Below are 19,658 nucleotides of genomic sequence, written 5' to 3'. Positions count from 1 at the left end.
CGGGTGGCGCCCGTGGCCGTTCAGCCGCCCGCGCAACTGCGCCGGGATGCCGGCTAGGTCCCCCCAAGTCTCGCAAAAACCCCTCAATTCTCGCGAATCTCGCCGGTCTCAGTCCCGGCTGATCCCGCCGTGCAGCCGGCAGGTGGCGATGCGCGCCACCGGGGCGGTGAGGCGGATCGACAGGCCCCCGTCGGGCCCCTCTGCGAGCCGTACCGGCAGGTCGCCGCCCGGCATCGCCACCGTCACCTCGCGCGCCACCAGCCCGCAGCGATGGGCGGCGACGGCGGCGGCCGAGGCGCTGGAGCCGGAGGCGAGTGTCGGGCCTTCGCCGCGCTCGACGATGCGCAGATGGAGACGGGTCCGGCTCTCGGCGAACGCCCATTGCAGATTGCACCCGCGCGCGAAGGGGCCGGGCCCGGCCCCCGGCGCCGGCGCATCGGCGATGCGCGCGAGCGCGGGCGCCGCCGCGCGCAGGGCGTCGAAGGAGGGCAGGGACTCCATCGTGTCCACCAGCGTGACGCAATGGGGGTTGCCGATGGAGAGCGGCAGGCTGCGCGTCCAGTCCGCGCGGCCGAACAGGCGCCGGCCCGCCTCGGCGATCGCCGGAACGGTGACGAGGTCGCCGAGCGGCACCACGCCGCCCGGCTCCGCGCCCACCGCTTCGGGGCCGAGGCGCAGCGGCGCCGCCATCTCGGTGGCGATCGGGCCGTCGGGCGTCTCGCCTTCGAGCCAGGCGTCGAGGCGCACTTCGCCGCCGTCCTCGGCGATCACCGTGATGCCGGCGCGGCGCGCCGCATGGCCGGAGTCGAACAGATAGCGCGCGAAGATGCGCGAGCCGTTGCCGCTGAACTCGGCCCGGCTGCCGTCGGAATTCAGGATGCCCAGGCCGAAGCGCCCGTCCGGCCGGCGCTCGGGGCCGACCAGCAGCCCGTCCGAGCCGATGCCGAGATGCGGGTCGCACAGGCGCCGCACGAAGCCGAGCGGCGGCAGCCCGTCGCCGGGCAGGCCATTCGCGGCAGGGGCGAGCAGCAGATAGCAATTGCCCAGCGTCTGGTACTTCTCGACGACGATCCCGCCCGCCGCCGTCATGGGACGGCGGCGGCTTCGGCGCGGCCGCGCGCGGCGGCGAGCAACGCGGCGGGGTCCACCAGCTTCTGGCGTGGCTTGCCGGCCTCGGCGCCGAGCGCGCGCTCGCAGGCGTCGATGCGCCGCCACCCTTCCCGGTCGACGAACGCGATGCGCCGGCCGGCGAGCAGCGCGTCGAGCCGGAAGCCGGGGTCCGAGCGCACCGGGCGGCCGGCGAGGTCGGCGATCACGGCGCGCGCGGTCTCCTGGCCGCACGGGCGGTTGGTGCCGATGACGCCGCTCGGCCCGCGCTTCATCCAGCCGGTGACATAGAGCCCCGGCAGCACCCGGCCGCTGAGCGTCACCCGGCCGTCGCGGTTCGGCACGCGCCCGCTGCGGGCGTCGCCCGGCACGCCGGGAAGCGGCGGCGCGCGGAAGCCGGTGCTGCGCACCACGAGCCCGCAGGCGAGGTCGAAGGTCTCGCCGGTTGGCGATGCCGTGCGCCGCGCCGGTGGCCCCTCCAGAACCGTGCGGGCGATGCGGATGCCCTCCACCGCGCCGCGCCCCAGGAGCGCAGCCGGCACGGCGCGGAAATGCAGGTGCAAGCGGCGCGCCGCGGGGCGGGGCGGCGCGGCGGCGATCTCGCACAGCAGCTTCATGGTCTTGCGGGCGTTGTCCGCGTGCGGCATGTCCAGCTCGATCTGGCAGGCGGGGTCCAGCTCCAGGTCCTCCGGCGCCACTCTAACGGCGATGCCCTCCAGGCGGGAGAGCTCGCGCAGCTCGGCGGGGGTGAAGCTCGCCTGCACCGGCCCGCGCCGGCCCAGCAGATGCACCTCCCGCACCCGGCTCGCCGCCAGCGCGGCGGCGGCGTCGGCGGCGATGTCGGTGGCGGCGAGCCGCTCCGGCGGGCTGAGCAGGAGGCGCGCCACATCGAGCGCCACATTGCCGTTGCCCACCACCACCGCCCGCTCGGCGCCGAGCGGCACGGCAAGGCCGCGATGGTCGGGGTGCCCATTGTACCAGCCGACAAAGGCGCCCGCCCCGAGGCTGCCCGGCAGTTCTTCGCCGTCGATGCCGAGCGGCGCGTCGGCACTGGCTCCGCAGGCGAGCACGAGGCCGTCATAGAGTTCGGCCAGCTCGCGCACGTCGAGGTCGCGGCCCACCTCCACATTGCCGTAGAAGGCGAGGCCGGGCGCGGCGAGGATCTTCTCGAACGCGGCGGTGATGGCCTTGATCTTCGGATGGTCGGGCGCGACGCCGCTGCGCACCAAGCCGAACGGCGTCGGCAGGCGCTCGATCATGTCCACCAGCACGCCGGCCTTCAGCAGTTCCTCGGCGGCGTAGAACGCGCTCGGGCCGCTGCCGACGATGGCGACGCGGGGCGCTCTCATGCCGCCCCCGCCTTGAGCGGCGGCAGCTTCTCCTCGACGGCCGGCAGCAGCGGCGCGCGGGTGGCGTTGATCTCGACCCAGCCGGAGAGCGCGCCGGGCAGGTCCTCCTCGTCGTAGATCGCCTGCACCGGGCAGACCGGGATGCAGGCGCGGCACTCGATGCAGGTCGCGGGGTCGATGTAGACCATGCGCTCGTCCGCATGGAAGCAGCCGGCGGGGCAGACCGCGACGCATTCGGTGTAGCGGCAGCCGTTGCAGGCCTCGGTGACGACGATCGCCATGGGCGCCCCCTCAGGCCGTGCCGTAGGTGAGGCCCATGGCCCCGAGCCAGCGGCGGTAGGCGAGGCCCAATTTGTCGGTGCGGTGGTGGATCTCCGCCCTGAGGTCCACCGGGATGCGTTCCGGGCGCTGGGTCTCGACGATGGCGCGGTCCTGGCCGAACACCGTGTCCTGCCGCCGCTCGATGTCCGCCTGCGTCAGCTCGGCGCCGAAATTGATGGCGACGCACAGGCGCACGATGGTGTGCACCTCGTCCACCGGCTGGGCGGCGAGGAAGGTGCAGAAGCGGTCGTTGGCGCCGCCGAGATGGGCGCGCTCCGGGTCGGCGATGGTCACCGACTTCGAGAAATAGGCCACCAGCGGCCGGAAGCAGCGATAAACGTAGGAGGCGTGGACCGGAACCTTGCGGTGGTCGCCATAGGGCTGGAACACGCGGATCGGGCTGGTGCTGAGGCCGGTCTCGTCCTCGAACACCTTGTAGTCCTCCACCTTGTCGGGCGCGTCCTCGACCCCGTTCAGCCCGGCATGGACGAAGGGAAAGTGGGTCGCGTCGATGAAGTTCTCCACCGCGCGGTAGCCGTTGGCGTCGTAGGGATAGGGGCCGGTGTTGAACTTGCGGAACGCGGGGTCGTCCCACTCCGGGAACACCGGCACGTCGTGCGCCGGCTGGCCCAGCGAGGTCCACACCATGCCGTAGCGCTCCACCACCGGGTGGGGGAAGGTGCGGGCCTTGAGCGGCGGCGGCTGGTCCGGAGCGGCGGGGATGAGCGTGCACTTCGAGGTGCCGTCATAGCGCCAGCCGTGATAGGGGCACACCACCTGGTCCTCGACGATCCAGCCCTTGGAGAGCCGCGCGCCGCGGTGGATGCACAGGTCCTTCCAGCAATAGATCTTGCCGGCGCTGTCGCGCCACAGGATCAGGTCCTCGCCCAGCAGCGTCGCCGGGACGATGGCGCCCGGCACAACCTCCCGCGAGAAGGCGACCACGTGCCAGTCGTTGAGCAGCGCCGCATCCGGTGCGGCCGGTTCGAGGCGGACGGGAGCGTTCATGGCGAAACTCCATGGAGGGATACGGGGCCGGTTAGGCGTCTGGGTGCGGAACGGCTGCCGCTCTTTTGCGCAGTCGCGGCCGCGCTGGCGCGCAAGCGGGCGGCAGGTGGGAAGCGGCGGCGGGGGTGGGGCGATGAGGTCCGGGCCATGGCGGCGCCCTCAGAAGCCGACCGCGGCGCCGTCGCCGCGCGGGTCCGCCCCGCCGTGCAGAACGCCGGTCTTGCGGTCGATCAGGATCGCGCCCGCGTGTCCCATGAGGTCCGAATAATCCGTGGTGAGAGCCACCCGATGCCCGAGCTGACGCAATTCGCGGACCACCTTGTCGGCGACGCGGCCTTCGAGGTTGAGCTGCGAGCCCGGCTGGGACAGATCGAGCATGCGCCCCTGCAGCCAGCGCGGCGCCTCGATCGCCTCCTGGGGCGACAGGCCATAGTCGATGATGCGCACCACCAGCGCCGCCTGGGTCTGCGGCTGGCCCTCGCCCCCCATGGTGCCGTAGACCAGCTCCGGCGCGCCGTCGCGGTAGAGCAGGCCGGCGATCAGGGTGTGGAAGCAGCGCTTGCGCGGCGCGACCCGGTTCGGCGAGGTGGTGTCGAGGGCGAAATACTTGCCGCGGTTCTGCATCAGCACGCCGGTGCCGGGGATGACGAGCCCCGAGCCGAAGCCGTCGCAGATGCTCTGGATCAGCGAGACGCAATGGCCCTCCTTATCCACGGTGCCGATCCACACCGTGTCGCCGCCGCGCATGGCGGGGGCGCTGAAGGCGGCCTTGCCCTCGGCGCGGATGCGCTCCGCCTGGGCCCGCCCGTGCTCGGCCGAGAGCAGGCGGTCGAGCGGAATGTCGAAGAAGTCAGGATCGGTCAGGTAGGCGTCGCGGTCGGCGAACGCGGCTTTCACCGCCTCGGCCATGAGGTGGTAGAAGGCGGTCGAGCCGTCCTCGATCCGCGCCACCTCGAAGTTTTCAAGGATATTGAGGATGCCCAGCGCCGCCATGCCCTGGGTGTTGGGCGGCAGGTTGAAGGCGGTGCGGCCGCGATAGGCCACGCTGATGGGGGCGACCCAGTCGGCGGCATGGTCGGCGAAGTCCTCGCGCGTCAGCACGCCGCCCTCGGCGAGGAGCGCGTCCGAGATCTTCGCCGCCGTCTCGCCCTGGTAGAAGGCGCGCGCGCCGTCCTCGGCGATCAAGGCGAGGGTGTCGGCGAGGTCCGGCTGGCGCATCACCTCGCCGCGCTTCAGCGGCCGCCCGTCCGGATGGCAATAGGCGGCGCGGGTTGCGGGAAAGCGCTGGATGTTGCCGAAGGCCGGGTCCTCCAGCGTGAAGTCGATCGGGCCGCGCACCTCCTGGTGCGAGGAGACGGGGATGCCGCCCCGCGCATAGGAGATGGCGTCCGCGAGTAGCTCCTTGAACGGGATGCGCCCGCCGAGCGCGGCGGCCGAATAGTCGTATGCCGCCTGCCAGCCGGAAACCGCGCCGGGGATGGTGTTGGCCGCCAGCGGCCCGCGCGCGGGAATGGCGGACAAGCCCTGCGCCTGGTAGTGCTCCAGCGTCGCGAGGCTGCCCGAGCGGCCGGAGGCGTTGAGCGCGCGCGGCGCGCTCTCGCCGGCGTTTCCTACCAGCCAGAAATTGTCGCCGCCGATGCTGTTGGCCTGGGGATAGGCCACCGCGATGGTGGCCGCGGTGGCGATCGCCGCCTCCACCGCATTGCCGCCCTCGCGGAGCACCTTGAGGCCCGACTGGGACGCAAGATAATGGGGGGATGTCACCATCCCGTTCATCGCCAAAGTGGTGGGCCTGGTCATGGGGCGCCGTCGCTGCTCTCGTGCCGTGGGGAGGGGTGGGTCAGTCGCGGTAGGAGGGGTCTTCCCGGTCGAGCCTGCGCATCAGCGCCTGCCACTCGATGGCGCCGGGATTGCCGGTGTGCTGGATGTCGGAATACCTGAGCGCGGCGGTGTATTCGCAGATGTCCGGGGTCGGGATGACGATCTTCTGTCCGGTGGACTGCGCCTTCACCTGGATCTCGCAGGCGCGCTCCAGGTAATACATGTAGATGAACGCCTCGGCGCAGGTGCGGCCCGTGGTGAGGATGCCGTGGTTCCGCAGCAGCATGGCCTGGTGGTCGCCGAGCTTCGCGATGATGCGGTCGCGCTCGTCGAGGCGCACCGGCGGCCCCTCATAGTCGTGATAGGCGAGCCGGTCGTAATAGGAGAGCGCCCACAGCGACATGGGGATGAGGCCGCACTCCAGCGACGACACCGCGATGGCGTTCACCGAATGGCAGTGGAACACGCAGGCCCGTTCGTCGCCCGAGCGGTGCAGCGAGGAGTGCAGCACGAAGCCGGCGGGGTTGTGCAGCCATTGCCCGGTGCCGGCGTCCACCACCTCGCCGTTCACGTCCACCTTGATCAGCGAGGAGGCGGTGATCTCGTCGAACATCAGCCCGTAGGGGTTGAGCAGGAAGTGGTTCTCCGGCCCCGGCACGCGGGCGGAGAGGTGGGTGTAGACCAGGTCGTCCAGGCCGAGCTTCGCGGTGAGCCGGTAGGCGGCGGCAAGCTCGATGCGCAGCTGGGTCTCTTCCGGCGACCAGCGCGACGAAGAGGGGACAGTGACGGCGACGTTCATGTCGTTCTCCCGAAGATGATCCGAAGTCATTCCCGACGCTCATTCCCACATGGCGTAGGTATCGAAGGCGTGCTTGACCTCGCCGGCATGGGCGAGGAAGAGCTGGCGCGAGATGTCGTGGCAGATGCGCGGCGCGACGAACTGCAGGCCGGAGAGGTTGCAGCGGAAGCCGCTGAGATGGGCGACGCCGGAGCACAGATAGTAGACCCGGCGCACGAAGCTGCCGTCCTCCGTGCGCGGCGTGAACTGGAGCGCCTCGCCGAGATAGGGGCTGTTCTCCAGCTCGGGATGCGAGGCCATGCCGTTCGGGATGTAGACGTCGCGCCACAGGCGCACGTGGGGCAGCAGCGCTGAGAGTTCGCTCTGGTCGGCGAGCGAGTTGCGCGCGCCGGTGCCGCAGATCATGAAGTCGTGGGCGAGCGGCGTGCCGCCATAGATGCCGTGGATGCGCCCGTCGCGGAACGCCAGCGCGTCGATGCCGGCCGAGCCGTAGAGCGTGAAGCGCGGGTCGCGGGCCGCCTCGTAATAGGTGTCGCGCGGCGGCGGCACGCCGAGGTCCAGGTCGGCGAGCGAATAGGCCCACTTCATCTCGTCCGGCAGCTCGATATAGTGGCGGTGGTAGCCGTTCCACTTGCTGCCCCAGCACACCCGGTGGGCCGGCGGCAGATGCGGCCGGCGCAGCATCAGGTCGACGCGCCGCGCGCCGGCGGCGAGGGCGGCGTTGGCGGTGTCGAAGGCGCTCGCCCCGCCCCCCACCACGACGACGTCGCGGCCGCAGACGTCCTCCACCGCCAGTTCGCTCATGGTGTGGGCGTAGGCGTGCGCCGGCAGCACGTCGGTGACGATCTGCGGGAAGCGCGCCTGGCCCGCGCTCTCGATGCCGGTGGCGACGATGACGAAGCGCGCGCGCTCCACGCCCGTGGTGGTGGCGAGCACGAAGCAGTCGTCCTCCTCGCACCAGGAGATGTCGGTGACGCGCGTGCCGTAGGCGATGGGCAAATCGAGCAGGTCGCCGTACCAGTCGAGATAGTCGGCCCACAGGATGCGCGGGATCTTCTTGATGCTCGGATAGTAATCGGGGCCGAAATTCGCGTCGCACCAGCGCTGGAAGTGCAGGTTGGGGATGCCCCATTCGAGCCCGCCGGTGGAATCCTTCTTGGTGCGCAGCAGGTGGTTGCGCGCATAGGTGCGCCACGGCCCCTGGCGGCCCTTGGGGGCGCGGTCGAACACCCGGACGTTGTGGCAGCCGTAGCGGCGCAGCCCGAACGCCAGCGCCTTGCCGCTCTGGCCGGCGCCGATGATCGCCACCTCCAGGATGGCGTCGTCGTGCTCGTACGGCAAAGGCACGCTCGGATACTTGAGCACCTCGATGTCGTCGAGGATGGCCGCCTCCAGCGCCGCCAGCCGGATCGCGGCATCCGGCAGATGCGACGGCCGATAGAGGCGGGCCTCCATCGAGAATTCCGGCGGGATTTCAAGCTTCTCGCAAATGTTCGCCATGACTTCGTGCTTCGTGTTTCATTTCACAATAGAGCCGAGGGCGCCGCTGTCAAGGCAGGGGGGCGAGGCAGCTGGCGTCCCCGGCGGGGCGGAGCGGGGCTCCGCGCGCCTGCGGCCGTCTCAGTTCTTGTGGGTGTCCACCAGCTCCCAGCGGCCGTTCTTGGCTTCCAGCACGTAGATGGTCTTGATCGCGTCGCCTTCCGAATTGATGGAGAGCGGGCCGACCAGCGCCGGGAAGTCCTTGAGCTTGCGCACCTCGTCGCGGATCGCGGCGCGCTCGGCGGCGAGCTTCGCCGGATCGCCCGTCACCTTCGCGTTCTTCATGGCGGTGGCGTACATCATGACGATGTCGTAGGTGGCGGCGTCGAACTGGTTCGGCTCGAACACCGTTTCGCCCTTCTCCTTCAGCTTGGTCTCGAACGCCTTGACGAACTTCTGGGTGCGCTCGTCCGGCATGCCCGAGAAGAAGGTGGAGGTGATGACCGTGCCCTCTCCATTGGCCCCCATGCGGGCGGGAAGCTCGGCGTCGGCGACGGTGGAGCCGCCCAGCATGCGGCCCTTGTTGCCCTGGCGGCGCAGCTCGGCCGAGAGCTTCAGCATCGGCTCCGGCGGGGTGCCGACGGCGATCAGATCGGTGGGCTTCTGGTTGAGCTGTGAGACCTGCGGAGCGAGGTCGAACGCGGCGACGCGGAACGACACCGTCTCCTCCAGCGGGATGCCGGCGGCCTTGATCGCGTCCGGCAGCACCTTGGTGCCGAGCGACTGGGAGACCGCGTCGTCGGTGGCGTAGGCGACGGCGGCGGAGCCGTGGGCATAGCCCTTCGCCTTCAGAGTCTTGAACAGGCGCTCATAGGTGTAGGCCTCGTCGGTGGCGTTGCGGAACGCATAGGTAAAGGGCGCCGCCACCTTCGGCGCCGAGGAGGCCATGGACATCTGCGCGATGCCGAGCCGCTCGCCGGTGGGGAAGGTCACCCGGCATTCGGAGGTGCTGAACGGGCCGATGATGGCGAGCGCCGGCATGTCCTGCGCGAAGCGGGTGACGCCGGTCACGGCCTGCTCCGGCTTGCCGCCGGTGTCGAAGCTCGTGACGGCCAGCTTCTTGCCGTTGATGCCGCCGGCGGCATTGATGTCCTCCACCGCGATCTCCACCGCCACCGCATTGCGCTTGGCGAGCGCGGAGAACGGCCCGGTTGTGGCGGCGAGGTAGCCGAGCAGCAGGTCCTGCTGCTGGGCGGCCGCGGGCGCCGCGCCCAAGGCGAGGATCGCCGCGACCACGCATGATCTGCGAATGCCAAAGTCGAACGCCATGTCAGTTGCTCCGTCTTCAGGGACCGTGAACGGTGGGGGCGGCGTGGGCGCCGCCGAGATAGGCGTGCATGAGGTCGTCCGACCGGGCGAGCGTCGCCGTGTCGGCGGCGGCGACGCAGGCGCCGAGCCGCAGCACGTAGCCGTCCGCGGCGGTCTGCAGCGCGAGGCGCGTGTTCTGCTCCACCAGCAGGATGGACAGGCCGTCCGCATTCATCCGCCGGATCAGCTGGAACACCTCGCGCACGAACAGCGGCGAGAGGCCGAGCGAGGGCTCGTCCATCAAAAGCAGCTTGGGCCGCGCCATCATCGCCCGGCCGATGGCGAGCATCTGCTGCTCGCCGCCCGAGAGCACCGAGCCCGGGGCGTGGCGCCGCCGGGCGAGGTTCGGGAACAGGTCGTAGATGTTGTCGAGGTCGGCGGCGATCTGCCGGTCATGGCGCGGATAGGCGCCCATGAGCAGGTTCTCCTCCACCGTGAGCGACACCAGGATGCGCCGCCCTTCCGGCACCATGGCGATGCCAGCGGCGACGCGGCGCGCCGCCGGCCAGCGCGAGATCGCCTCGCCCGCAAAGCGCACCTCGCCCGTGGCCGGGGTCAGACCCATGATCGCCCGCAGCAGCGAGGACTTGCCGGCGCCGTTGGCGCCGAGCACGGTGGCGATGGAGCCCTCGCGCACGCCGAGGCTGACGCCGGACACCGCGGTGACGGCGCCGTAGGAGACGCACAGGTTTGCGACCTCAAGCAGCATGGGTGCCTCGCTCGGCGCCGGGCGCGCGTTCGCTCTTTTGGTCGCTCTCCTGGGGAACGATGGTTTCGTCGAGCGCGGGGGCCGGCACGCCGGCATCGGCGTCCGCCGCGTCGTCGTCCTTGCCCAGATAGGCCTCGATCACCGCCGGGTGGCTGCACACCGCCTCGGCGCGGCCCTCGGCGATCTTGCGGCCGAAATTGAGCGCCACCACGTGGTCGCACAGGCTGGAGACGAAGGCGACGTCGTGCTCGACGATGAGCACGGACATCTCCTTCGGCAGCTGGGTCAGGAGGATGGACAGCAACTCGTCGCGCTCAGACGAGTTGAGGCCCGCCGCCGGCTCGTCGAGCAGCAGGAGGCGCGGGCGCGTCACCAGCGCGCGGGCGATCTCGATGCGCTTCTGCACGCCGTAGGGCAGGCCGTCGGCGAGCAGGTCCGCATGGGCCGAGAGCCCCATCAATTGCGCCGCCGCCCGCGTCTCGGTGAGGCCCGCCCGGTTGAACGGCGAATTCAGCGGCACCAGCATGCGCTGCCACAGGCCGACATGGGTGTGCTGGCCGAGCATGATGTTTTCGAGCACCGTCAGGTGCTTCATCATGCGCAGGTTCTGGAACGTGCGGCCGATGCCCAGCCGGACGCGGCGGTCGAGCGGCACCGCGTCGATCGCCTCGTCGTCCAGCAGGATCTCGCCCGCGTTCGGGCGGTAGACGCCGCTGATCAGGTTGAACACCGTGGTCTTGCCGGCGCCGTTCGGCCCGATGAGGCCGGTGCGCGAGCCGGGCATCACCTGGATGTCCAGGCTGTCGATGACGGTCAGGCCGCCGAAGGCCAGCGTCACCCCGTGCAGGAACAGCTTGGGCTTCATGTGGCCGGCCTCCGGTGCATCAGATTGTGGATGAAGCTGCGCGTGAACAGGCCCTCGGAGCGCAGCAGCATGAGCACGACGATGACGGCGCCGAAGGTCACGTAGCGCCACTCGTCGGTGCCGCGCAGCAGCTCGGGCGCCAGCGTGAAGAGGGCGGCGCCCACCAGCGGGCCGAGCGGCGTCTGGAGTCCGCCGAGCAGGGTGTAGAGCACCGCATAGGTGCTCAGCAGCACGTTGAAGCGCTGTGCCTCCACATAGGAGAAATGATGCGCGTAGAGCGCCCCGGCGAGCCCGGCGAGGGCGGCGCCGATGGTGAAGGCGGTGACCTCGATGCGGCGCGTGCGCACCCCGAACACCGCCGCCCCCTGCGCGTCGTTGCGGATCGCGGTGAGGCACAGCCCGAAGCGGGTCGAGGCCAGGAACACCACCAGCGCCACCACGCCGAGCGTGACCCACAGGATCGGCCAGAAGCCCAGATGGCCCACCACCACGAGGCCGCTGGCGGCGCCGAGGCTCTCCATGTTGAGGATCAGGGCCACCACCACCTCCGAGAAGGCGAGGGTGGCGATGGTGAGGTAGATGCCCCGCGCCCGGAGCACCGGATAGGAGACGCACAGCCCGACGAGGCTCGCCAGCAGCACCGCACCGGCGATCGACTGCGGCATGGCCCAGCCGGCATTGGACAGCACGGCGGAGCCATAGGCGCCGAGCGCCATGAAGCCGGCGATGCCCAGATTGAGCTGCCCGGCCGCCAGCGTCATGTAGGCGGCATAGGCGGCGATGACGTGGACGCACAGAATGGCGCCGATCTGCAGGGCGTAGCCGCTCATCACATGCGCTCCGCCATCTTGACCCGGTCGCCGAGCAGCCCCCGCGGGCAGAAGGCGATGATGACCAGCAGCAGGCCGTAGACGAAGACGTTCACGGCCTCGGAATTCAGGTAGGCGATGGTCATCACCTCGATGACGGCGATGATGAGCGCGCCCAGCACGGCGCCCCACACATTGCCCATGCCGCCGAGCACCATGGCGGAGACGCCCTTGAGCGCCACCTCGGAGCCCATGTCCCAGGACACCTGGAGATAGGAGATGCCGAACAGGATGCCGCCGATGCCGGCGAGCAGGCCGGAGACGAGATAGACGCTGGACACCGTCCAGCCGACCTTCACGCCGAGCATCTCGGCGATGGCGGGGCTCTCGGCGATGGAGCGCAGGCCGCGGCCGAGCTTCGTGTATTTCAAGAGCACGTAGCACAAGGCCACCAGCACCAGCGCCAGCAGGAAGCCGCCCGTCTGGGGCAGGCTCACGGTGAGGTCCGAGACCTTCACGCTCGCCCGCGCGAACGGGCTCGGATAGCCCACCGCGTCGGAGCCGAAATAGACCAGCACCAGGTTCTCGAAGAAGATAAGGAAGCCGAGCGAAGACACGAGCGGGATGTGCGGGTCGGAGGTGGAGAGCCAGCGGAAGGTGCAGCGCTCCACCAGCAGCGAGGCGAGCCCGGTGGCGGCGAGCGCGCCGGCCGCCGCGCCGACGGCGGGCACCCCCGCCGCGAGCAGCGCGCACGACACCACGCCCCCCAGCATGAACAGCGCCGGGATGCTGAAGTTGAGGAAATTCAGGATGCCTATGGTGAGGGTGAACGACACCGCGACCAAGGCGTAGATGCCCCCGAGCATCAGTCCGTTCATGAGTTGCTGGGCGAACACGGGATCTCCGATCTTCAGAAATGCCTCATGTTTCATTTCAGCAAGAGCCATGCCACGTTGCGGCGGGTTCTGCGGGAGATCGGCAAAGGCGGCGAGGCGGCTTGCGCGCGCTTGATCGGCGCCAGGCGGGGGCCATGCGGGCGGTGGCGGAGGAGCGGCGCGATCCACGGCTCAAATGAGCGGCGGCGCGCCTCGTTGTCGGGCAGATGCCTCCGATCTATGCACGCGCCACCGCGAATCCGCGTAAAATCCTCCAACTCGCGCTTGAGTGGCCGGCGCGAGGTGGGTAGACCTGACATGAAGCATGAAGCAGGAAACGCCGGTGAAGAAGCTCAAGCGGTCCAATCTGAGCGAGGACGCCTATACCTATGTCCGTGACCTGTTCCTCAACGGGAATCAGTACGAGCCGGGCGACAAGGTCAGCGTCGAGGAACTGAGCCGCGGCCTCGGCGTCAGCCGCACGCCGCTGTGGGGCGCCATCAACCGCCTGGAGGCGGAAGGCATCGTCGAGATCGTGCCGCGCCAGGGCGTCTATCTCATCCGGTACGATCCGCGCCGGGCGCTGGACATCTACGAGGCGCGCGAGGTGCTGGAGGGCATGGCGGCGCGCCTCGCCGCGCAGCGCATCACGCCGTCCCAGGTCGCCGCCCTGAAGCGCGGCGTGGACGAGCAGCGCCGCAGCTTCGAGGACGGCAACATCGAGGGCTATTACGCCACCGCGCTCGATTTCCACGACAAGGTGGCGTCGATCGCCCAGAACAAGGTGATCGAGGAGTTGCTGCAGTCCATCTTCGCGCGCATGCGGGTGATGCGGCTGCAGCGCCAGTCCATGCCCATGCGCCTGCCGCAATCCACCGACGACCACTCACTCATCATCGCCGCATTGGAGGCGGGCGATCCGGATGCGGCGGAGCGCGAGGCGCGCGCCCACATCCGCAAGCTGGCGGACCAGATCCGCTCGGAGATGGCGCGGGCGGAGGCCGAATCCCGGCCGGCGGCGAAAAGCCGGGGCGGGGCCAAGCGGACAGGGAATGCCGCGCCGGACGCCGCTCGCGGCGCGGCCCCCTCCCGCCGCCGCACGGCGGCCGGCGCGTGAGGCGCCTCAGCCCCGGAGCTTGAGATAGCCCCACATGAGGCCGGCGCCGACGGTGACGATCACGAGGGCGGTCAGGGCGACGAACAGCGCCGACTGGTCGAGCCACGCCACCGCCGGCACGCACAGGCCCATCACCACGCCGTTCAGCCCCATGCGCCAGGACGACGTGTGCACGCCGGCGACGAAGGTGCCGAGCGCCAGCAGCAGGAGCAGGAACAGGCTGGTGGAATCGGCATCCGCCACCGCCTGCACGCTGGGCAGGAAGACGAGGTTCATGGCGCCGAGGAACGCGCCCCAGTGCAGCGCCTGGGTCCAGATGAGGTGCCAGCGCGCCTCCTTGCCGGCGGCATCGGCCCAGCCTGCATAGACGCAGGCGGCGCAGCTCGCCACCGCCACGAACTCCCAGAACGGCACGATCGGCGTGCGCTCCATGCTCACATAGGCGACGCCGCCGACCGTGAGCAGCAGGATGGCGAGATAGGGCAGTTCGCGCAGCCAGAAGCCCGCATGGCGCCCCGCGCCGCCGTTCGACATGCCGTCCGCCATCTCGCCCTCCCGGTTCGTTCGCGCGCAGACATAGCACCGCCGCCGCGTGCGCGCGAACCGGGGCGGCGCCTCACGCGGGCGCGCTGCGGGCGGCGAGGCGGCGGCGCGTGTCCACCACGGCGGCAAGCGAGAGCAGCGCGGCGAGCGTGAACAGCGCGCCGTAGCCGAACCGGTCGGCGATCGCCCCGGCCACGAACGAGCCGGCGAGATAGACCACCAGCTGCGCGCAGGCGAGGATGGTGAAGTCGGTGCCCGGCTGGTCCTTCGAGGAGGCCGCCATGAACAGCGAGTAGAGCGCGACGATCTCCATGTAGCGGATCAGGGTCTGGAACGCGGCGGCGCCGAACAAGGCGGTCCAGCCGGTGACGATGTCGAAGGCGTGCAGCGCGAACAGGGCGAAGCATAGGGTGCGCAGCCCGCCGAGCAGGGTCAGCACCGGCGCGGTGCCGAGCCGCACCATCAGCAGCGCCGCCACTCCGGAACCGAGCAGGCCGGCGGTCGCCGCAGCGCCGCCGGAGAGATAGCCGACGATGTCGAGCGGCACGCCCCGGTCCACCAGATAGGGGCCCTCCATGGCCTTCACGAGGCCCTCGCTCGCCCGGTAGACGAGGGCGATCACCAGCACCTCGCGCGCCTCGGGCCGGGCGAAGAAGGATTTCAGCGTCGCCCGCGGCGCGCGCGGCGCCCGCGTCACGTCGTCCTCGCGCATGGCGAAGGCGGAGGCGAGCGGCACGAGCGAGAGCGCCGCCATGGTCCAGATCATCGGCTGCCAGCCGAAATGGTGGTAGATGACGAGGCTTCCCGTGCCGCCGATCACCACGCCCAGCGCCACCGCCCCGCCCTGGATGGCGTTGCCGAACGGGCGATCCTCCGGCGCGAGGCGCCGGGTGGCGTAGCCGTCGGTGGCGATGTCCTGCGTCGAGATGAGGAGCGCCAGCGCCATGCCGAGCGCGAGGAAGGCCCACACGTCGGTGGGCGCGATCAGCGAGAAGGCGGCGATCGCCAGCACCGTGAGCGACTGGGTGATGAGCACCCACCCTGCCCGGTGCAGGCCGGAGATGGGGCGGAAGCGGTCCACATAGGGCGCCCACAGGAACTTCAGCACCAAAGGCAGCATCAGCGCCGAAAGCATGCCGATGGCGGTGCGCGAGACGCCCTGCTCGCGCATGATGGGCGGGATCGCCGCCACCAGCAGGTAGCTCGGGATCGACTGGGCAAGATAGAGCCCCGCCAGCACCACGAACAGCCGCATCCGCCCAAGCGGCGCGGCGGCGGGGGCGGCCGGCGCGCTCATGACGGGGAGCCGGCGTGGCGGGCGAGGAAGGCGCGCGCCTCCGCCTCGTCCGGCGTGGCGATGAGCGGGAACGACCACAGCCGGCGGAACACCTGCGCCATCTCCTCCCCCGCATTGGGCCGCACGATGGCGCAGGCCCGGCACAGGCCGTCGATGCGCGCGCGCGTCGCCTTGAACCACAGCGCCTGCGACCGCTCGCCGGCGCGCGAGAGCGCCGGCCCGCCGCCGAACACGGTCATGAGGCGGAATGGGCCTTCATGCGCGGCGATGGCGTCGAGGCTGGCGAGATAGGCCTCCTCGTCGCCCGCCCCGTAAGGCTGGTGGAAGCGCAGCACCAGCAGGCTGCCCGGTTCCTCGTCGAGACGCACCATCAGAAGGTCTTGCGGTAGCCGAGCGTCACCGTGCGGCCCCAGGCCATGACGGCAAGGTTGCGGGTGGCGGTGGCGGAGGGGTTCTCATACTGCGCGTCCAGCAAGTTGCTCACCGAGGCGTAGGCGAGGCCGCCGCCGAACGGGTGGCTGACGGCGGCGTTGAAGGTGTAGCCGCTGTCGATCTCGAACACGCCGGTGCCGTCGAACACGCTGCGGCCCGACCAGCCCTCCATCTCCAGGCGCACGACGGTGCCGGTCTGGAAGGCATACTGGCCCCAGAGCGTGCCGCGCACCGGGGTGGCGATGCGGTTGTTCGGCAGGAAGGCGTCGATCACCCCGTCGTCGTCGCTGTCCCACTGGCCTTCCCGGAACGTGCCGTTGGCGCCGACGGTGAACGGGTCGTTCACCTGGTATTCGGCGGTCGCCTCCACGCCGTAGATCACTTCCTTGGTCTGCGAGACCGTGTTGGTGGAGGCGACGAAGTTCACGCCCGCGTCCGACGTAGAGTAGTAGCCGGCCAGACTCCCCCGGAACCGGCCGGCGCTGCCGCGGATGCCCAGCTCCCAATTGTTGACGATCTGCGCCTCGATGCCGAGATCGTCATAGGAGAGGGTGCGCTGCTTGGGGCAGGAGTAGTTGATGGGCGGGAACGGCCCCAGGCCGATATAGCAGCCGTAATAGAGAATCTCGGCCGCTCCGGAGGCCCCGGCGCGGCGCGTGAAGGCGCCGATGTCGGGCAGCGCGAAGCCCTGGCTGAAGCCGCCATAGAGTTCGCTGGTCTCGGTGAGCTTGTAGGTGGCGCCCACATTGAAGGTGGGGGCGGAATACTGGTACTGGCCGCCGGTCACCGGCAGGTCCGGCAGCACCGCATAGCCGAGCCCGGAGAAGCCGACGAACACCGGCGGGCGCACGAAGTCGCTGACCGTGAGGTCGAGCAGCTCGTAGCGGGCGCCCGCGCGCACCACGATCTTTTCGCCGATCGGCACCTGGAGCTGGCCGAAGGCGGCGTAGCTCATCTGCGAGAGCGGGGTGAAGATGTTCTGGCCGTTGGTCAGCGTCTGCCAGGTATCGTCGTGGACGATGTCGCCGCCCCAGGTGAAGGTGGCGCCCTTCAGGAACGAGACTGGCGTGTCGATGGTGAGGTTGAGGCCCGTGCGCTCGGAATAGAGTTCGCTCTGGTTGTAGGGCGAGGTGGGGCGGCCGAGATTGCCGGAGTAATAGACCGCGCCGTTATAGTCGATGCTGAAGTCGGAGAAGTTGAAGCGCTTCTTCACGTCGTTGTAATAGGCCAGCAGCGAGAGATTGCCGAGCGCGAAGGCGCTGTCGGTGTAGCGCGCGCTCACCGTCTTGGTGTCCTCCAGCACCGGCATGCCGGCGTAGAAGTTGCCGAAGTCGGGCTGGGCGTAGGGCAGGCCGTAGCGCGTCATCCACTGCGGGTTCTGCTCCAGATAGGTCCAGCCGGCCGAGACCTCGATGCGCTTCGTCGGGTCGAAGTTGTAGCCGATCTTGCCGAAGAAATTGCCCCGCCCGAAGCGGTCGCCGCCGCCCTGGCCGAGCATGCCGTCCGAGGGAAGCTCGTTGCCGGCGCCGTCATAGGTGCGGTCGGCGAACGTGCCGGTGCCGGTGAAGATGTAGTCGAAGCCGGTCTTGGAGCCGCCGGTGACGGTGGCCGAGACCTCCGGCGCCAGCGAGTTGCCGGGATCGGCGGTGAAGAAGCGCAGCGCGGTGTTGATGGAGACCTGCGGCTTGCCGTCCTGCGGGCGCTTCATGATGAAGTTCACGGTGCCGCCGGTGGCGCCCGAGCCGTAGAGGCTGGAGGCGCCGGCCACCACCTCGATGCGCTCCACCGCATTGAGGTCGATCAGCGGCAGGATGCGCGAGACGTTGCGCAGCGGCGTGTTCTGCGGCACGCCGTCGATCATCACCAGCAGGTCGCGGCCGCGGAAGTTCTCGGACGCGCTGGAGATGGTCTGCGTGGAGGGCGAATAGCCGGGGATCAGCTTCGCCAGCACCGCCGCCGCATTGTTGGTGAGCTGCAGCTGCTCCTGGATCTCCGCCTGGTCGATCACCCGCACCGTCTGCGGCACGTCGGCGATGGGCCGCTCGGCGCGCGCCGCCGTCACCACCAGCGTGTCGAGGGTGATCTCCTCGTTCCGGCCGGAAGGCGGCGCGTCCTGCGCGTGGGCGGCGGGAACGGCGGCGAGCGCCGCCAGAAGTGCGCCCGCACCGACCGCGCAGGGTGTCAAAGACCCGAATGAAGCACGAGGCATCGAAGAACGAGGCATGTGTCCGCCCGCAGTTTTAAGTCGTTCTGAAAAAGGAGCCTCCCCAGCCGCCTGAAAATCAAAGTCGGCCGTGGATCGCGTACAGCTTTCATGCGGCCTCCGGCTTCTGCATGTCTTGGACTGCGGCGCCGGAAAAGATGGACTGTGGCGAACCGGTGATGATAATCATGATGCTGTCGCAATTCGGCAACGACTTAGAAAAGTTCTACTATGCGTGATGCCTTCTCGCCCGCCTGGTTCGATGGCGCCGGCGTGCCGACCCCCGAGCGGCCGGCGGAATTCGCGCGCGCCTTCCGCGCCGCGCTGGCGGACGTGGACATCGAGGTGGCCGCGCCAGCCGCCTTCACCGCGCGCATGCTGTGGGTCGCTCTGCCCGGCGCGCGCCTCGCCACGTGCTTCGCCTCGGGGGCCCGCTTCGCGCGCCGGGCGGCTCAGAGCGGGGCGGCGGGCTTCATCCTGCTGCGGCCGGTGGGCGGGCGGCTGCCGGTGGAGCAGTGCGGCCGCCGGATCGTGCTGGAGGACCGCCAGGGGGCGCTCCTGTCGCTGGCGCTTCCCTTCTCCTACACGGCCGGCGACGGCACGCGGGTCGACCACCTGCTGATGCCGTCCGACATCTGGCAGGCCGAGGGCGCGCCCGGCCCGCTGCCGCTCGCCGCCGCCGACGAGGCGAGCCTGCTGCTACTGGTCCACTATGCCGGCGCGGTGATGCAGGGCCTCATCCCGCTCAAGAGCGAGCGCCACGCCGCGCTCGCGAGCGCGCACATGCGCGATTTGGCGCGGGTGGTGTTCTTCCCCGACGACGATGCGGCTGAGCCGGACCGGCTCGCGGCGCTGAAGGGCACCATCGCGCCCCACCTCAAGCGCCGCGACCTCAGCCTCGACATGGTGGCGCGCCTCGTGGGGGTGACGCCGCGGGCGATCCAGAAGCAGTTCCAGGCGGAGGGCACCACCTTCTCGGCCTATGTGCTGGAGCAGCGCCTGCTCGCCGCGCACGCGGCCCTCGCCGCCAAGGGCCCGGAGGGCGCGCGGCCGGTGAGCGCGGTGGCGTTCGAGACCGGATTCGGCGACCTCTCTTACTTCAACCGCACCTTCCGCGCACGGTTCGGCATGACCCCCTCCGCCTTCCGCCGCGGCGGCTGAGGCGCGCCGGTTCAGCCGGCCGGATAGAGCGGATCGATGCGGGCGCGGCGCGTCGCGCGGCCGGCCTTGCGCCGGGCGGCCTGCTCGGCGCGGAACGCGGCGAGGAAGTCGCGGCCCGACCAGGCCGGCGCCTCGGCCCGGTAGAGCGCGTGGTAGAGGTCGCGCACCGCATGGGCCATGCGCGGCGTGCGCAGGCCATCGGTGCCGGCCGAAAGCCGCATCCAGGCGAGGAAGGCCGCATGGGCGCCGGGCGCGTCGCCCGCCTTGCAGGCGCGGATCAGCGCCGCCTCGGCGGCATCAGAGCTCGCGAACTGGCGGGCCGGGGCACGCGCCGGGCGCGCGGCGGGCGCGGGTCCGAAGCGCGGTCCGGCCGGCATGGCGGCGGCCGCGGCGGC

General features: G+C 70.4%; 19 protein-coding genes. 2 read left to right on the top strand and 17 right to left on the bottom strand.

The annotated features are described in order from the left end of the window. Positions 1-108: 108 nt before the first annotated feature. The 12 genes from D9R14_RS11145 to D9R14_RS11090 form a co-directional block, all read right to left on the bottom strand. Complete coding sequence (locus D9R14_RS11145) at positions 109-1,089, bottom strand: diaminopimelate epimerase (protein ID WP_121623411.1); 981 nt, start codon at positions 1,087-1,089, stop codon at positions 109-111. Further along, positions 1,086-2,456 (bottom strand): FAD-dependent oxidoreductase, encoded by a 1,371-nt coding sequence (locus D9R14_RS11140; RefSeq protein WP_121623410.1) that lies wholly within the window; start codon positions 2,454-2,456, stop codon positions 1,086-1,088. Before D9R14_RS11140 ends, D9R14_RS11145 begins: the two co-directional genes overlap by 4 nt. Then, a complete protein-coding gene (locus tag D9R14_RS11135) occupies positions 2,453-2,737 on the bottom strand; it encodes a ferredoxin family protein (protein ID WP_121623409.1) in 285 nt (94 codons plus the stop codon). The genes D9R14_RS11140 and D9R14_RS11135 overlap by 4 nt, the downstream gene beginning before the upstream one ends. A gap of 10 nt (positions 2,738-2,747) precedes the next feature. Continuing rightward, positions 2,748-3,785, bottom strand: coding sequence for a Rieske 2Fe-2S domain-containing protein (locus tag D9R14_RS11130; RefSeq protein ID WP_121623408.1), 1,038 nt, complete (start codon positions 3,783-3,785; stop codon positions 2,748-2,750). 159 nt (positions 3,786-3,944) lie between these two features. Further along, a complete protein-coding gene (gene ggt, locus D9R14_RS11125; protein ID WP_210210840.1) occupies positions 3,945-5,585 on the bottom strand; it encodes a gamma-glutamyltransferase in 1,641 nt (546 codons plus the stop codon). Positions 5,586-5,625: 40 nt separating this feature from the next. Next, the gene (locus tag D9R14_RS11120; RefSeq protein ID WP_121623406.1) at positions 5,626-6,405 is read right to left on the bottom strand and encodes a class II aldolase/adducin family protein; all 780 of its coding nucleotides are present in this window, start codon (positions 6,403-6,405) and stop codon (positions 5,626-5,628) included. A 39-nt stretch (positions 6,406-6,444) separates the two neighbouring features. Beyond that, entirely contained in the window at positions 6,445-7,905 is a 1,461-nt protein-coding gene (locus D9R14_RS11115) for an NAD(P)-binding domain-containing protein (RefSeq protein WP_121623405.1), read from the bottom strand. A gap of 120 nt (positions 7,906-8,025) precedes the next feature. Continuing rightward, on the bottom strand, positions 8,026-9,213 hold the full coding sequence (locus tag D9R14_RS11110) for an ABC transporter substrate-binding protein (RefSeq protein WP_121623404.1): 1,188 nt from the start codon (positions 9,211-9,213) through the stop codon (positions 8,026-8,028). A gap of 16 nt (positions 9,214-9,229) precedes the next feature. Continuing rightward, positions 9,230-9,961 carry an ABC transporter ATP-binding protein gene (locus D9R14_RS11105; protein WP_121623403.1) on the bottom strand — a complete coding sequence of 244 codons (732 nt, stop codon included), beginning with the start codon at positions 9,959-9,961 and terminating at the stop codon, positions 9,230-9,232. Then, positions 9,951-10,826, bottom strand: a complete 876-nt coding sequence (locus D9R14_RS11100) for an ABC transporter ATP-binding protein (protein ID WP_121623402.1) — start codon at positions 10,824-10,826, stop codon at positions 9,951-9,953. The genes D9R14_RS11105 and D9R14_RS11100 overlap by 11 nt, the downstream gene beginning before the upstream one ends. Then, positions 10,823-11,656 (bottom strand): branched-chain amino acid ABC transporter permease, encoded by an 834-nt coding sequence (locus D9R14_RS11095; protein WP_121623401.1) that lies wholly within the window; start codon positions 11,654-11,656, stop codon positions 10,823-10,825. Before D9R14_RS11095 ends, D9R14_RS11100 begins: the two co-directional genes overlap by 4 nt. Beyond that, on the bottom strand, positions 11,656-12,531 hold the full coding sequence (locus D9R14_RS11090; protein ID WP_170168580.1) for a branched-chain amino acid ABC transporter permease: 876 nt from the start codon (positions 12,529-12,531) through the stop codon (positions 11,656-11,658). Before D9R14_RS11090 ends, D9R14_RS11095 begins: the two co-directional genes overlap by 1 nt. Positions 12,532-12,835: 304 nt before the next feature. Here D9R14_RS11090 and D9R14_RS11085 point away from each other — a divergent pair, with 304 nt between their 5' ends. After that, a complete protein-coding gene (locus tag D9R14_RS11085; protein ID WP_121623399.1) occupies positions 12,836-13,627 on the top strand; it encodes a GntR family transcriptional regulator in 792 nt (263 codons plus the stop codon). Positions 13,628-13,633: 6 nt separating this feature from the next. Here D9R14_RS11085 and D9R14_RS11080 read toward each other — a convergent pair whose 3' ends face one another. From D9R14_RS11080 to D9R14_RS11065, 4 genes are all read right to left on the bottom strand, one after another. Beyond that, on the bottom strand, positions 13,634-14,173 hold the full coding sequence (locus tag D9R14_RS11080; RefSeq protein ID WP_170168579.1) for a hypothetical protein: 540 nt from the start codon (positions 14,171-14,173) through the stop codon (positions 13,634-13,636). A 70-nt stretch (positions 14,174-14,243) separates the two neighbouring features. Continuing rightward, positions 14,244-15,467, bottom strand: a complete 1,224-nt coding sequence (locus D9R14_RS11075) for an MFS transporter (protein WP_121623398.1) — start codon at positions 15,465-15,467, stop codon at positions 14,244-14,246. After that, on the bottom strand, positions 15,464-15,838 hold the full coding sequence (locus tag D9R14_RS11070; protein ID WP_121623397.1) for a hypothetical protein: 375 nt from the start codon (positions 15,836-15,838) through the stop codon (positions 15,464-15,466). The genes D9R14_RS11075 and D9R14_RS11070 overlap by 4 nt, the downstream gene beginning before the upstream one ends. Next, a complete protein-coding gene (locus tag D9R14_RS11065) occupies positions 15,838-18,084 on the bottom strand; it encodes a TonB-dependent receptor (protein WP_245420741.1) in 2,247 nt (748 codons plus the stop codon). Before D9R14_RS11065 ends, D9R14_RS11070 begins: the two co-directional genes overlap by 1 nt. A gap of 249 nt (positions 18,085-18,333) precedes the next feature. Between D9R14_RS11065 and D9R14_RS11060 the strand changes: the two genes are divergently transcribed. Further along, a complete protein-coding gene (locus D9R14_RS11060) occupies positions 18,334-19,263 on the top strand; it encodes a helix-turn-helix transcriptional regulator (protein ID WP_121623395.1) in 930 nt (309 codons plus the stop codon). 11 nt (positions 19,264-19,274) lie between these two features. Here D9R14_RS11060 and D9R14_RS23115 read toward each other — a convergent pair. Beyond that, a partial coding sequence (locus D9R14_RS23115; RefSeq protein ID WP_210210839.1) for a BatD family protein occupies positions 19,275-19,658 on the bottom strand: 384 nt, incomplete at its 5' end.

It is taken from the genome of Xanthobacter tagetidis (assembly GCF_003667445.1).
Taxonomy (GTDB): domain Bacteria; phylum Pseudomonadota; class Alphaproteobacteria; order Rhizobiales; family Xanthobacteraceae; genus Xanthobacter; species Xanthobacter tagetidis.
Note: the sequence above shows the minus strand (reverse complement) of the source record. Positions and strands in the feature narration are given on the sequence as shown.